At 73.6% G+C, this 13,105-nt stretch carries 13 protein-coding genes; 3 read left to right on the top strand and 10 right to left on the bottom strand.

Annotated features, from left to right (window positions below):
* Positions 1-3: 3 nt before the first annotated feature.
* The 8 genes from OO63_RS35005 to OO63_RS34970 all read right to left on the bottom strand — a co-directional run bounded on the left by OO63_RS35005 (position 4) and on the right by OO63_RS34970 (position 7,930).
* Positions 4-285 (bottom strand): peptidylprolyl isomerase, encoded by a 282-nt coding sequence (locus OO63_RS35005; protein ID WP_030363129.1) that lies wholly within the window; start codon positions 283-285, stop codon positions 4-6.
* 123 nt (positions 286-408) lie between these two features.
* Positions 409-1,479 carry a hypothetical protein gene (locus OO63_RS35000; protein WP_030363128.1) on the bottom strand — a complete coding sequence of 357 codons (1,071 nt, stop codon included), beginning with the start codon at positions 1,477-1,479 and terminating at the stop codon, positions 409-411.
* Between the two features lie 176 nt (positions 1,480-1,655).
* Positions 1,656-3,236: a glycerophosphodiester phosphodiesterase family protein gene (locus OO63_RS34995; RefSeq protein ID WP_234311442.1), complete on the bottom strand. Its 1,581-nt coding sequence runs from the start codon at positions 3,234-3,236 to the stop codon at positions 1,656-1,658.
* A gap of 147 nt (positions 3,237-3,383) precedes the next feature.
* The gene (locus OO63_RS34990) at positions 3,384-3,941 is read right to left on the bottom strand and encodes an HXXEE domain-containing protein (RefSeq protein WP_051811477.1); all 558 of its coding nucleotides are present in this window, start codon (positions 3,939-3,941) and stop codon (positions 3,384-3,386) included.
* Positions 3,942-4,024: 83 nt separating this feature from the next.
* Positions 4,025-5,242, bottom strand: coding sequence for an ABC transporter permease (locus OO63_RS34985; protein WP_030363125.1), 1,218 nt, complete (start codon positions 5,240-5,242; stop codon positions 4,025-4,027).
* A complete protein-coding gene (locus tag OO63_RS34980) occupies positions 5,239-6,000 on the bottom strand; it encodes an ABC transporter ATP-binding protein (protein WP_030363124.1) in 762 nt (253 codons plus the stop codon). Before OO63_RS34980 ends, OO63_RS34985 begins: the two co-directional genes overlap by 4 nt.
* 41 nt (positions 6,001-6,041) lie before the next feature.
* Complete coding sequence (locus OO63_RS34975; protein ID WP_234311441.1) at positions 6,042-7,268, bottom strand: peptidoglycan-binding domain-containing protein; 1,227 nt, start codon at positions 7,266-7,268, stop codon at positions 6,042-6,044.
* A gap of 68 nt (positions 7,269-7,336) precedes the next feature.
* Entirely contained in the window at positions 7,337-7,930 is a 594-nt protein-coding gene (locus OO63_RS34970; protein WP_030363122.1) for a hypothetical protein, read from the bottom strand.
* Positions 7,931-8,018: 88 nt separating this feature from the next.
* On the opposite strand from OO63_RS34970, the gene OO63_RS34965 reads away from it, so the two are divergent.
* Positions 8,019-8,672: a response regulator transcription factor gene (locus tag OO63_RS34965; RefSeq protein WP_030363121.1), complete on the top strand. Its 654-nt coding sequence runs from the start codon at positions 8,019-8,021 to the stop codon at positions 8,670-8,672.
* On the top strand, positions 8,653-9,831 hold the full coding sequence (locus tag OO63_RS34960) for a sensor histidine kinase (RefSeq protein ID WP_030363120.1): 1,179 nt from the start codon (positions 8,653-8,655) through the stop codon (positions 9,829-9,831). The genes OO63_RS34965 and OO63_RS34960 overlap by 20 nt, the downstream gene beginning before the upstream one ends.
* Before the next feature lie 28 nt (positions 9,832-9,859).
* Here the strand turns inward: OO63_RS34960 and OO63_RS34955 are convergent, their stop codons facing one another.
* Positions 9,860-11,077, bottom strand: coding sequence for a cytochrome P450 family protein (locus OO63_RS34955; protein ID WP_051811469.1), 1,218 nt, complete (start codon positions 11,075-11,077; stop codon positions 9,860-9,862).
* Positions 11,078-11,398: 321 nt separating this feature from the next.
* On the bottom strand, positions 11,399-11,998 hold the full coding sequence (locus OO63_RS34950) for a short chain dehydrogenase (RefSeq protein WP_030363118.1): 600 nt from the start codon (positions 11,996-11,998) through the stop codon (positions 11,399-11,401).
* A gap of 70 nt (positions 11,999-12,068) precedes the next feature.
* Between OO63_RS34950 and OO63_RS34945 the strand changes: the two genes are divergently transcribed.
* Positions 12,069-12,998: a LysR family transcriptional regulator gene (locus OO63_RS34945; RefSeq protein WP_051811466.1), complete on the top strand. Its 930-nt coding sequence runs from the start codon at positions 12,069-12,071 to the stop codon at positions 12,996-12,998.
* Positions 12,999-13,105: the final 107 nt, after the last annotated feature.

Here is a 13,105-nt window from a genome sequence, read left to right as displayed (position 1 = left end):
GCCTCAGTCCTCGCGGCTGGTGACCTCGATGAGGTGCAGGCCGAACTGCGTCTTCACCGGGCCCTGGACCGTGTTGACCGGGGCGCTGAAGACCACCTGGTCGAACTCGGCGACCATCTGACCCGGTCCGAACGAGCCGAGGTCGCCGCCGTTGCGGGAGGAGGGGCACGAGGAGTGCTTCTTGGCGAGCTCGGCGAAGTCCGCGCCGCCCTCGATCTGCTCCTTCAGCTGCGACGCCTCGGTCTCGGTCTTGACCAGGATGTGGCGGGCGGTGGCACGGGGCATGGTGTTGCCTTTCGAGTAGAGGTTCATCGAACGAGCTACCCGGAATGTTACTGATCACGGCTGGGGGCGGCGCGCCGTCCCTCGAACGCGGCGACGTCGGCCCGGCTGCCGACCGCGCCGCGGTCAGTCCCCGCCGCCGCCACCGCCACCACCGTCCCCGCCACCGCCGCCGTCCCCACCGCCGCCTCCTCCGTCGCCGCCGTCCCCACCGTCCGAGCCCCAGCCGTCCCCGCCGCCGGAGTCGTTGTCGTCGCCGCCCCAGCCGAGGTTGCTGAACCAGGGGGCGTCCCACTCGATCATCACGGGCTCGTCGCCGCGGGCGTTGCGGGGCTTCTCGGCGCGGAAGCGATAGGCGCCGGTGGTGTCGCCGAGGCCGAACGCGACGGCGAAGGTGTGCGCCATGACGGCGTCGAGCGGGTCGGGGGTGTCGTGGTGTATCTCCGTGAGCGGCAGCAGGACCGTGTCCGGCACGGGGCGGCGGCGCCGCTCGGGGCGCCTGATCTGGGCGACCCTGCGCCCGTCGCGCAGCAGCTCCGAGGAGAGGGAGTCCACGCGCCGCAGCTCCCAGAAGCCCTGCGGGCCCTGCACGCTGACGAAGCTCCGGGACTTGCGCCAGACCTTGGTGAGGGTGAGTGAGACGGCGGCCTCGCCCACGGTCAGGACGAGTCCGCGGCCCGGTGACCTGTCGGTGGTGACGAGGCCGTGCGGCGCCCGGATCCGGACGGCCGGGGCGTAGGGCCCCCAGACGTCCACCCGGATCAGGCGGCGGTCGACAACGACGGTCACCGGTCCTGCGGGGCCCGGGGCGGTCCGCCGGGCGAGCCACAGGGGCACGCCCTCCACGTCGGCCTGCGTGGCCAGCGCCGCCACCCGCGCGGCGCCGCCGCTCTCCCGCAGCGCGAGCTCCCCCAGGCGGTGCGCGAACTCGGCCGCCCTGCGGACCTTGACCGGCCTGGTGGTGCCGGTGACGCGGGTGACGGGCACGACACCCGGTCCCTCCGCCAGTTCCTCGAGGCCGCGTTCCGTGCCGCCGGCGCCGAGCCAGCGCCCTCGCCGGTACGCGTCCGCCATCGCGGCGAGGTGCAGTTCACTCAGCGGTGTCGTGCGGTAGTTGGCCTTCAGCCCCTGCTCGGTCAACTGCACGAGCTGGGCGAAGGGGTTCCGGGACCGCTCGGCATAGATCACCTGATTCACGCGTCTCCCCCGTCATTTCTCGGACGTCATGCGTCATTTCTCGAACGTCATGAAGAACGAATTTTCGCACGCGGTGTGTGTACGCCTCGCGACCTGCTTTTCACAGGTTCGTCCCAGGGCGCGGGCCACTCCGCCGAGTCGGGCTCCCCCGCGGCCCGTGGTGCCGTGACGGGCGCTCAGTTGCCGGCAGGCTCCAGCTGGAGGTGGTCGAGGTTCCAGTTCTGGTACGCGGCCGTGTCCAGGGACAGCCGCAGGGTGTGCCGTCCCTTCGTCAACTCCCGCTCCTGGCGGCTGTCCTGGAGGACGAAGGCCTGGTGGGACGTCGTGTTGGTGACGGCCACGGGCGCGCCGGGCGTGCCGCCGTCGACGGCGACGCGGTAGGTGCCCGCGGGTGCGTACGGGGACGACACGCGGACCTTGAGCGTGTAGCGGCCGGACTGCGGCACGTCCACCTCGTAGGCGAGCCACTCCGAGCCGCGCATCCAGCACACGGCCACGGCGCCGTCGAGGTCGCACACGTCGACGCCCTCGCCGGACCGGCCGGGCCCGTCACCCCGGTTGCCCGCGTCGACGTCGTGGTAGCCCACGCCCTCGCCGCCCGGGGCGTAGTCCTCCGCCTGCACGCGTACCGCGCCGGACGGCACCGCGCCCGCCACCCCCGTGGCGAGGTAGGTCTCCAACGCCTCGACGTTGTCCGTCTGCAGGACCGACGCGCCGTAGACGCCGATGAGCGTGGCCCAGCCGCGCGCGGGCGCGATCAGTGAGGCCTCGTCGGTGTACCGGGCGGCGAGGGCGTCCCGCATGCTGTTGATCCACACGCGGCCCGTCGACCGCAGCACCCGCAGGAACGCGGCGTCGGCCACGGCGTCGCCGACGTCGTCGAAGACGACCTCGAACGCGGGTGGCCGGTCCGTGCCGAACTCCGTGACGGAGGCGGCGTTGGTGTCGTCGACGAGGTGCATGTAGAGCGCGTCGGGATGGCGGGTGCGGAACGCCCGCACCTCGGGGACGGGCGCGCCGGACTTGAAGATGCCGTTGCGCACGGTGCCGGTCTCCGTCAGGACGCGCCAGACGGCCTCGCGGTCCTTCCAGGCCTGGTCGAGGTTGATGAGTCCGCTGGTCCGGGCGGCGCGCATGGCCTCGGCGAGGGTGGGGACGCGGTGGCCGGTGAGAGCCGCCTGCCGGCCGCCGAGGCCCGCGCGCAGGCGCAGGGTGCGCAGGTGGGCGTAGCTGAGGTCGGCGACGCGGCCGGTGCCGTCGGTGGTGCGGTCCACGGTCGCGTCGTGCATCAGGACGGGGACGCCGTCCTTGGTCAGCCGGACGTCCGCCTCGACGATCTCGGCGCCGTCGGCGAAGGCGGCGCGGAGTGCGGCGAGGCTGTTCTCGGGGGCCTTCCGCCACTGGCCGCGGTGGGCGGCGGTCATGACGGCGATGCCGGGGCCGTGGTCGAGGAAGTCGCGGTGGGCGCGGTCGGCGGGAGTGTCGGTGGGGGCCCGGCGCTCGGTCGCGCCGGTGGCCGGGGTGGCGGCGAGTGCCGTCGCGCAGACGGTGATCGTGGCGAGGAGGGCGAGGCTGCGACTACGGGTGGGGGTGGTGCGGCTCGGGGGGCGAAAGGCGCTGTTCGGGGTCGGGGCGGTGCTGTTCGGAGTCGGGGCGGTGCTGCTGCCCGAGGTTGGAAAAGTGCTGCTGCCCGGGGTCGGAGAAGTGCTGCCCGGATGGGACGTGTCGACGCGGCGCAAGATCGTGAGCGGGGGCATGGGTGAGAGCATCGGGCCGCGTGCGCCGTCCGTCCACGACCGCGCCCCGGCCTGTCGCCAGGGTCAGCCGCTCGCCGACGCGGCTGGTCCCTGCCAGGCTCGACGGCACCGGCGTGATGCCCCCGCCCGGCGCGACGGCGGCCCGCCTCAGCGTCCGCCCCGGCCCACAATCCGTCGCGCCACCATGTGCGTCCCGGCCGTGGCCACCGCGGCCAACGCCACCCCCTGCACCGCGTCGCGCGGCCGTGCGGGACGCAGTGCACCGGCGCGCCGCAGCCGACCGCGAGCCCACAGCGTGAAGGGGATGACCACCAACGGCGAGGTGACCGAGCCGGGCGTGTATCCACGTACGGCGGCGGCCTGGGCCAGATGTACCAGGGCGTGCAGTCCGAATCCGTTGAGAGCCACTTGGTAGAAGCCGGAGCGGCCACCAGTGCGGTGTCCGGCAGCGGCAGCGGCGGCCATCACCACGGCCATCCCGGCCACGGCCGTCGCGAACTCGCGCCCGTCCATGGACTCCAGCCGCCGCCACATCCGTTCCGGCACCTCCGGGAAGCGCTGCCGCAGCTCCGGCACCCGCTCGCGGACCCAGCCCGGCACCGTGGCCAACTCCTCCAGGTCATGCACCGCCCACGCAGCCAGCAGCCCGAACGTCACGCCGGCCCCGACACCTCGGCCACCCTCGCCCACCCCATGTCCGCTCATGGACACGAAGTCTGTCAGCACGCATCACGTACTCCCGCGGAGCCCCCCCCTGGCTCCCGCAGAGCCCCTGCACGCCGCACATCTCACGCCGCCGCCAGCGCCTCCGTCGGCGGGAGCCGCGCCGCGCGGACCGCCGGGTAGAAGCCGGCCAGGCCGCCGATCAGGAGCGTCGCGGCCACCCCGCCGACCATGGCCCACAGCGGAACCACCGTCGGCCACCCCTGATAGCCGGCGTAGCCCGCCGTCACCGCGATGCCGAGGGCCACGCCGCCGACGCCCCCGAGGGCCGACAACAGCTGGGACTCGCACAGGAACTGGGTCCGGATCTGGCCCCGGGTCGCGCCCAGGGAGCGGCGCAGGCCGATCTCCGCCCGGCGCTCCAGGACGGAGATGACCATTGTGTTGGCCACGCCGACCCCGCCCACCAGGAGCGCCACCGCTCCGAGGCCGAGGAGGAGCCCGGACAGGGTGTCGTCCGTGGCCTGCTTCGCCGCGAGCGCGTCGGAGGGGCGGGAGACGTTGACCTCGTTGGGGTTCTCCGGGTTGGCCGTCGCACCCATGACCTGCTGCACGTCGCTCACGGCCGCGCCTTCGGCGCGCGCGTACACCGTCGTGGCGAACCCGTCGAAGTCCAGCTCCTTCTCGGCCGCGGGCCAGCCGACGAGGGCGGCCGAGTCCAACTCGGGGGCGAGTTCGTTCGGCGCGAGGAGGCCGACGACGGTGAACCACCGGTCGCCGAGCCACACTTGGGCGTCAGGACCGGAGCCGTACACGCCGAGCTGCGCGGCGGCCTTCGCCCCGAGGACGACGGCCGGGTAGCGGTGCGTGGCCGCGGTCAGCCAGCGGCCGTCGGTGACGTCCACGCCGATCGTGTCGGGCAGGTCGGCGCGGGCCGCGTAGACGCCGATGCCGCCGGTCACCTCCTTCGGGACGTGGTCGTTGCGGTACACCTTCGCGTCGGTCTTGCCGATCGCCGAGACCGACTCCACTCCGTCGATCGCGCCGACCATGGCGACGGCCTCGTCCGGCAGGTGGGCGGCGGCGCCGCTGAAGGACTGGCCGGGTGCCGCCGTCAGGAGGTTGGTGCCGAGCGCCGCGAGTGTGCGGTCAAGGTCCTCCTGGCTGGAGGTGGAGATGCCGACGACGCCGATCATCGCGGCGATGCCGATCGCGATGCCGAGGGCCGAGAGGAAGACGCGCATCGGGCGCGAGCGCAGGCCGGAGCCGCCCGTCCGTACGACGTCCGCGGGGCTCAGCCGGGCCGGAGTCAGCCGTGGCCGCGTGGGAGTGACCGTGCTCATGCGCCCACCCGTTCCACGGCAGCTTTCCCGACGGCGGTCCCGGTGGCGGTCCCGGGCTCGTTCCGGGCGGCGGAGTCGTGCTCGATCCTGCCGTCCTTGATGCGTACCTCCCGGGGCAGGGACGCCGCGATGTCCCGGTCGTGCGTGATGACGACGACCGTCGTGCCCGCCCGGTGCAGGGTGTGCAGGAGCTCCATCACCACCTCGCCGGCTCGTGAGTCGAGCGCGCCCGTCGGCTCGTCGGCGAGCAGCAGCGGCGGATCGCCGAGCACGGCCCGGGCGATGGCGACGCGCTGTTTCTCGCCGCCGGACAGCTGGTGCGGTTCGTTGTGGAGGCGCGCGCCGAGCCCGACTCCGCGCAGCGCGCGCTCCGCGAGATCGCGCCGCTCGCCCCTCGGCAGACCGCTGTAGAGCAGGCCGTCCGCGACCGCGTCCAGGGCCGGTACGCCCGCCGCCAGGTGGAAGGCCTGGAACACGAAGCCGATGGTGCGGGCGCGCAGCGCGGAGAGCTGACGGTCCGACAGGGCGTCGACGGTGTGGCCGTCGATGCGGACCGTGCCCGCCGAGGGGCGGTCCAGCGTCCCCATGATGTTGAGCATCGTGGACTTGCCGGAGCCGGAGGGGCCGACGATCGCGAGCATCTCCCCGCGCCGTACGACGATCCCGGCCCCGGCGAGCGCGACGACGTCCCCGTACGTCTTCGACACGCCCTCCAGCTCGACGACGGGCGGCGGCGCTTCCTCCCCCGGCTCCCCCACCGGTCCCCCCACGACGGGCCACGCCTTCTCTGTCTGCGACCTCACTTCGGCACCGCCACCTTCAGGCCCTCGGTGATGCCGTCGCCGGACACCTCGACCATGCCGCCCGCGAACATGCCGAGCTCCACCGGCCGGTACTCCACGGCCGAGCCGGTGACCGCCTGGACCGCGTAGCCGCCGCCCTTGCGGGCGACGAGGGCGTCGACGGGGACGGCGAGGACGTCCTGGCGGGTCTCCGCGGCCAGCGTCACGTCCACCGGGGCGGCCTGGTAGCGGCCGAGCTTCTTCTGGTCCTTGACGGTGAGTTCGACCGGCAGGGTGGCCTCGTCGGCGCCGCCATCGGAGTCGCCGCCCTCGGCGGGCTCGGCGGTGGCGGCGCTGCCGACGTCGGTCACCCGGGCCTCGGCCTCGGTGCCGTCGGGCAGGGCGACGGTGGCCTTCGTCCCCTCCTCGACCAGGTCCTCGTACCGCGCCTCCAGGTCGACGGTGACCGTCCGCCGCGTACCGGTCCAGGTGAGCACGTCGCCGGAGGCGGAGTCGCCGCGGGCGGACTCGACCCGGTCGACCCTCCTGGCCCCGCTCGCCACGACCGCGTCGCCCGGCGCGACCTCGCCGGTCTCGTCCCGGCCCAGGTCCCGCTGCCAGTCCTTGACGGCCCGCGCGGTGCCCGCGCTGTACGTGTCGTCGACGGTGAAACCGGTGTGGCCGAGTGCCGCCAGGTTCTTCTCCAGGAGGCGTACGTCGTTGCCTTCGGCGCCCGCGCCGAGCGTGCGGTAGAGCGGTGTGGAGCCGTACAGGAGGGGCACCTTCTTCTCGTCCACGGCGTACACCGCGTCGCCGCGTTCGAGCACCTCGCCCTCGTCGGGGAGCCAGGTCAGCGTTCCCTCGGAGCCGGAGGGGCTCCCGCCGCCCTTCGCGTCGGCCCCGGCCCCGGGCTCGGCTCCGCCGCCCGACCCGGCGCGGACGGGGGTTGCCTCGCCGTACCCGAGGGTGCCCTCGACGGTCTCTCCCCGGGTCAGCGTCCTCTTCTCGACCGCGGCGGTCCTCGCCGGGCCCGCCTGGGCGGCCTCGGACGTGCCCGTGCCGTCGCCGCCGACGGTGCCCGTCGCGGCGAGTCCGCCAGCTCCGGCGACTGCTGTCGCGGCCAGCACGACGAGGGAGGTGCGCATGGGGCGCCGCCGACGCGGTGAGGGCTCGGCGGCAGGCTCGTCGGGGCCTGCCCCCGCGTCGGCCTCCGCATCCGCAGGGACGGCGGCACTGTCGGGCACGGTGCCCTCAGTCCTGCCGTCGGCCGGTGCGCCGCCTCCGTGCGCCCTGTCCTCGGTCTCCGCCCCGCTCACCGGCCGCCACCGCCGCCCCGCATCATGACGCCGCCGCTCGGCCTCTTGTCCCGGCAGGCCTCCATGGCCTTCTCGAACTTGGGGTCGTCGCCCGCCATCCCGACCGCCGACATGTCGATGACCATGGAGCCGCCGTCGATCTCCGGGTCGGGGAACTCGGGCACGCCGTTCTCGCGCATGCACTTCGCCCACGCGGCGACCTTCGCGGAGTCGAGCGGCTTGCCGCCGTTCGGGCCGCCGTCTCCTTGCGGCGAGAGGTCCTTGCAGGCCTCCTGGGCCTTCTTGAACTCCGGAGAGCCCATGTCGACACCGGAGTCGGGCCCGAGCCTGATGCCGCCGCCCTCCGGGTCGGGGAACTTCGCCACCCCGTTCTCCCGCATGCACTTGGCGTACGCGAGACCGCGTTCCTGCGGGCTCGTCGGCGACGCCTGCGCCCCCTCTCCCGCCTTCTTTCCCGTGTCCTCGTCGGCCGCCGCCTTCGACGACCCGTCCGAGCAGGCCGTCAGGAGCGCCCCGGTCAGCAGGACCGGCACGAGCAGCGGGGTGGCGACGCGTAGATGTGCGCTGGTGCGCTTGTTCGTCCTTGTCATGCGATCCAGGTCTACGTAGTGGGGGGTTACACCGCAGGAACGCTGGTTGTTATGTCGGTGTAACCCCGTCTCCGGCATCCTGACGGCTATGCGCGTGCTCATCGTCGAGGACCATCAGGAGCTGGCCGTCACCGTGGCCACCGGCCTGCGCCAGGACGGCATGGCCGTCGACCTCGCGTTCGACGGCCAAGAGGCCCTGGACCTCGCCGCCGTGTACGACTACGACGTCGTCGTCCTGGACCGTGACCTCCCCCGCCTCCACGGCGACGAGGTGTGCCGGACCCTGGTCGAGAGCGGCGGCCGCTGCCGCGTGTTGATGCTCACGGCCGCCACCACCATCGAGGACCGGGTCGACGGGCTCTCCCTCGGGGCGGACGACTATCTGCCGAAGCCGTTCGCCTTCGCCGAACTCATCGCCCGGGTCCGGGCCCTGGCCCGCCGCGCCCACCCGGCCGTGCCACCGGTGCTCAGCCGCGGCGACCTCACCCTGGACTCCGCGCAGCGCGTCGCCCGCAGGGACGGTCGGCGCCTCGAACTGTCCCCGAAGGAACTGGCCGTCCTGGAGCTGCTGTTGAGCGCGCAGGGCGGGGTCGTGTCCGCGGAGCAGTTGCTGGAGCGCGCCTGGGACCAGGCCGCCGACCCGTTCACCAACACCGTGAAGGTCACCGTCAGCCGGCTCCGCCGCAAGCTGGGCCACCCGCCGGTGATCGAGACCGTCCCCCATGCCGGTTACCGCATCTGACCCGGCGGCCCCCTCCCCCGCGCCGCGCCGTTTCCGCTGGACCGTGCGGCTGCGTCTGACGCTCCTGTACGGCGCCCTGTTCCTGGTGTCCGGGGCCGCGCTGCTCATCATCACGTACGTCCTCGTCGCCACCCGCGATCCCCAGATCATCCGCAAGACCACACCGGGCCCGGCCCCTTGGCTGCCCCACGACACGGACCGGCTGCCCGACGTGGGCGGCGAGCAGCGCAAGGCGATGCTCAAGCAGTTGCTCACGCAGTCCGGGATCGCGCTCGCCCTGATGTCGGCCGTGTCGGTGGCCCTGGGGTGGCTGATGGCGGGGCGCGCGCTGCGCCCGGTCCGTACGATGGCCGACAAGGCGCGCCGGATCTCCGAGCGCAATCTGCACGAGCGGCTCGCGGTCGGCGGCCCGGACGACGAGCTCAAGGACCTCGGTGACACCTTCGACGGTCTGCTCGGGCGTCTCGACACCGCCTTCACCACGCAGCGGCGCTTCGTCGCCAACGCCTCGCACGAGCTGCGCACCCCGCTGACCCTGCAACGGGCGATGATCGAGGTGGCGCTCGCCAACCCCGCGGCGAACGCGGAGTCGCTGCGTACCGTGTGCGAACGTCTGCTGGCCACGGGCGAGCGCCAGGAACACCTGATCGCGGCGCTCCTCACCCTGGCCCGCAGTCAGCGCGGCCTCCAGCGGCGTGAGGACACGGACCTGGCGGCGATCGCGGAGGCGGTCCTCGCGGAGCAGGCCGCACAGGTGCGGATCGACCTGTCGCTCGCCCCAGCGCCCACGGTCGGCGCCCCGCGGCTCCTGGAGAGCCTGGTGACGAACCTCGTCGGCAACGCGGTGCGCCACAACGTCCCCGGCGGCTGGGCGCGGGTGTGCACCGGGGTGCGGGGCGGCCGCCCCGTGCTGCGGGTGACCAACAGCGGGCCGGTCATCCCGCACGAGCGCGTCGAGGCGCTCTTCCAGCCCTTCCAGCGCTTCGAGACGCGCGCGGGGAGCCCGGACGGCCACGGCCTCGGCATGTCGATCGTCGCCGCCGTCGCCGAGGCCCACGGCGCGCCGGTGACCGCTCGGCCCGGGTCCGAGGGCGGCCTCGACATCACGGTGACGTTCGGCCCTGCGGCGCGGGCCCTGGAGAGGGCGGGCGGCGAGTGACGGCGGACGCGCACGCCTTCGGCACCGCTCAGGCCCGCAGGCGCACCGGCAGCTCCCGCACGCTGTTGCCCACGAAGCCTTCGTGCCCGGGGAGTTCGGCCGCGGGGACGGCCAGGTCCAGGTCGGGGAATCGGGTGAACAGGCGCTCCAGGGCGATCGTCGTCTCCATCCTGGCGAGGGGCGCGCCGAGGCAGTAGTGCGCGCCGTGCCCGAGGGAGAGGTGGCGTGTGGTCCCGGTGGTCCTGGCGGGCCTGGTGACGTCGAAGAGGGCGGCGTCCGGGCCGTACGCCGCGGTGTCGCGTCCGGCGGCGGAGTAGCCGGCGAGGACGGGCGTGCCCTGGGGGACGAGGGTGCCGTGCAGGGTGAGGCCGCGGGTCGGGTAGCGGAACGGGAAGTAGCTGACCGGGCTGTCCCAGCGGAGGGTCTCCTCGACGACGTCCGGCCAGTCGGCCTTGCCCGAGCGTACGAGCTGGAGCTGGTCGCGGTGGGCGCACAGGGCGCGGACGGCGTTGGTGATCAGGTTCAGCGTCGTCTCGTGTCCGGCGACGACCATCAGGAGGAGGGTGCCGATCAGCTCCTGGGGGCTGAGCCGGTCGCCGTCCTCGTCACGGGCCGCGATCAGCGCGCTGGTCAGGTCGTCGCCGGGGCGCTCGGTCCGGGCGGCGACGACGGCTGCGAGCACCTCCGTCATCGCGCGGTTGGCGGCGATCGCCTCCTTCGGCCCGATGGCCGTGCTCACCACCTGGTTCGACAAGTGGTGCAGGAGGTCCCGGTGTTCGGTGTCCACACCGAACAGTTCGCAGATCACACCCATCGGCAGCGGAAGCGCGAAGGAGGCGCGCAGGTCGGCGATCCCGTCGCCGCCGTCGGCCGCCTCGGCCAGCCTGTCCAGGAGGTCGGCGGTCAGCGTCTCGATCCGCGGCCGCAGCGTCTCCACGCGGCGCGCGGAGAACGCCTTGCTCACCAGGGTGCGAAGGCGCCGGTGGTCGTCCCCGTCGGCGGTGGTCATGCCCGGGACGGTGGCGAAGGTCCGCAGCGGCCAGCCGTCGGGTATCGCACCCTCCCGCAGCGCGGTGAAGTGCGCGGCACCCTTGGCGACTTCGGGGTGCGCGAGGAACTCCTTCAGCGCCTCGAACCCGAGGACCACCGCCCCCGGCACCTCCCCGGGAAGCACGATCTCGGCCACGGCGCCCTCCGCGAGCAGCCGGGCGTTGTCCGCGTGGGGGCAGCCTCCGGCCGGGTCCATCCGGTACGGCGTACGACGTGACGTGTTCAAGTGATCCTCCCAGGGCCGGGGGTGACGCGCCTTGTCTGCGGTGAGCCTCCCCCTGTCGTGCCCCAAGGGCCACAGTCGTGCACGTGATCGCTGACGTGGCGCCGGACGGGACCGACCATCCCTTCCGATCGTCCGCCCGCCCCGACCGCCGTCGACCGAACCACACCGACCACCCCGACTGAAGAGTGCCCATGACTGTCCCTGGACGAGACGTGCTCGATGCCTTCGGCCGGCCGGAAGACCCGTTCGCCTGGTGGGCGGTGAGGGCCGCAGCGTCCGGGCTGACGTGGGTCAGCGCACCGCGTAGACCTGCCCCGTCTGCGCGCCCTCGACGGAGCGGACGTAGGCCTCGGTGACGCGGGCGAGGTCGACGGAGGGCATGCCGGGGAAGAAGGAGCCGTAGTCGTCGAGGCTCTCGGTGAAGACGGTCGGGCTCACCGCGTTGACGCGCTGCGGGGCGATCTCGATGGCGGCCGCGCGGACGAAGGCCTCGATCGCGCCGTTCGCCATGGACGCGGCGCTCCCGGTGGGGATCGGCTCGTCGGCGAGGACGCCGGAGATCAGCGTGAAGGACCCGCGTGCGGCGACGTGTCCGACGCCCTGGCGGACGAGTTCGATCTGGCTGAGCACCTTGCCGCGGAAGGCCGCTTCGTAGTCCTCGGGCGCGATCTCGGCGACGGGCTTGAAGGGGGTGTCCCCGGCGGCGCTGACGACCGCGTCCACGGGACCGGCCGCCGCGTACAGGGCGGCGGTCTCCGCCGGGTCGGCGATGTCGTGGCGCAGGTCGCCGCTGGTGCGGCCGACGGTGACGATCTTGTGGCCGCGCGCGGTGAGCGTCTGGTGGACGGCGGCGCCGAGCTTCCCGGCGGCACCGATCAGAAGAATCTTCATGGTGCGGACCCTAGAACCGCCCGTGGTCCACCGGGAAATGTCCGACACGCAGTGCTTATGCTTCCTGGTTATGAATGCTGGGAGCGGGGCCGCAGCAGCCGTCCGGGCCGGACGCGGGGACGCCGCCGACGTCGAACTGCGGCATCTGCGCGCCCTCGTGGCGATCGACGCCGAAGGCACCCTCACCGATGCCGCGATCGCCCTCGGCGTCAGCCAGCCCGCCCTGTCGCGCACTCTGCGCCAGATGGAGAGCCGGCTGAACACCCGTCTCGTCGACCGCACGACCCGGCACGTGGCCCTCACGGACGCCGGACGACGCCTGGTCGACCACGCCCACCGCATCCTGCGTCTGGTCGACGACGCGCTGGCCGAGACCGCCGCCGACGGGCGCCCCCTGCGCATCGGCTTCGCGTGGTCCGCCCTCGGCCGGTACACGGTGCCGCTGCTGCGCGCCTGGCGCGAGAACCGGCCCGACACGGCAGCCCAGGTCCTGCGCCGCGACGACCCGGAGGCGGCGCTGCGGCGCGGCGAGGTCGACGTGGCGCTCGTCCGCACGGAGCCCGTGCCCGACAGCGACCTGGTGTGCGTACCGCTGCTGCGCGAGCGCCGCGTCGCCGCCCTGGCCGTGGACCACGCGCTCGCGGACCAGGAGGCCGTCCGCCTGGAGGAGCTGTCGAACGAGCCGGTCGTGATCTGCTCGACGGCCGCGACCACGGCCGCGCATCTGTGGCCGGCCGGGCGGCGCCCGCACACCTTCGAGGTGCCCGGCGTGGACGAATGGCTCACCACCATCGCCACCGGGGAGGCCGTCGGCGTCACCGCGGAGAGCGCGGGCCACAGCCACCCGCACCCCGCCGTCCGCTACGTCCCGCTCACGGACGCGCCGTCGGTGACCGTCCACCTCGTCCACCCGCGCGTACCACGCCACCCGGCGACCGCGGAGTTCCTGGACCACATCAGGCTGCTGCTCGCCGAGGCCACTCGCGCGGGACAACCCTGAGCGGCGCGCCCTAGTGCTGCGTTCCTCTTTGGCCGGGTATATGGCCTGGTAGCGGGGCCGTTGCGGAGACACGGGACGGGTCATGGCAGTGCTGGTGAAGGCACGGC

This window comes from Streptomyces alboflavus (assembly GCF_000716675.1).
Taxonomy (GTDB): domain Bacteria; phylum Actinomycetota; class Actinomycetes; order Streptomycetales; family Streptomycetaceae; genus Streptomyces; species Streptomyces alboflavus.
This window is presented reverse-complemented; position numbering and strand designations above follow the sequence as displayed.

Excerpts from the sequence above, each read along its gene's own strand:
- OO63_RS35005 (WP_030363129.1), bottom strand. The coding sequence starts at position 285 with ATGCCCCGTGCCACCGCCCGCCACATCCTGGTCAAGACCGAGACCGAG.
- OO63_RS34995 (WP_234311442.1), bottom strand. The coding sequence starts at position 3,236 with ATGCCCCCGCTCACGATCTTGCGCCGCGTCGACACGTCCCATCCGGGC.
- OO63_RS34990 (WP_051811477.1), bottom strand. The coding sequence starts at position 3,941 with ATGAGCGGACATGGGGTGGGCGAGGGTGGCCGAGGTGTCGGGGCCGGC.
- OO63_RS34985 (WP_030363125.1), bottom strand. The coding sequence starts at position 5,242 with ATGAGCACGGTCACTCCCACGCGGCCACGGCTGACTCCGGCCCGGCTG.
- OO63_RS34970 (WP_030363122.1), bottom strand. The coding sequence starts at position 7,930 with ATGACAAGGACGAACAAGCGCACCAGCGCACATCTACGCGTCGCCACC.
- OO63_RS34965 (WP_030363121.1), top strand. The coding sequence starts at position 8,019 with ATGCGCGTGCTCATCGTCGAGGACCATCAGGAGCTGGCCGTCACCGTG.
- OO63_RS34960 (WP_030363120.1), top strand. The coding sequence starts at position 8,653 with ATGCCGGTTACCGCATCTGACCCGGCGGCCCCCTCCCCCGCGCCGCGC.
- OO63_RS34955 (WP_051811469.1), bottom strand. The coding sequence starts at position 11,077 with ATGGACCCGGCCGGAGGCTGCCCCCACGCGGACAACGCCCGGCTGCTC.
- OO63_RS34950 (WP_030363118.1), bottom strand. The coding sequence starts at position 11,998 with ATGAAGATTCTTCTGATCGGTGCCGCCGGGAAGCTCGGCGCCGCCGTC.
- OO63_RS34945 (WP_051811466.1), top strand. The coding sequence starts at position 12,069 with ATGAATGCTGGGAGCGGGGCCGCAGCAGCCGTCCGGGCCGGACGCGGG.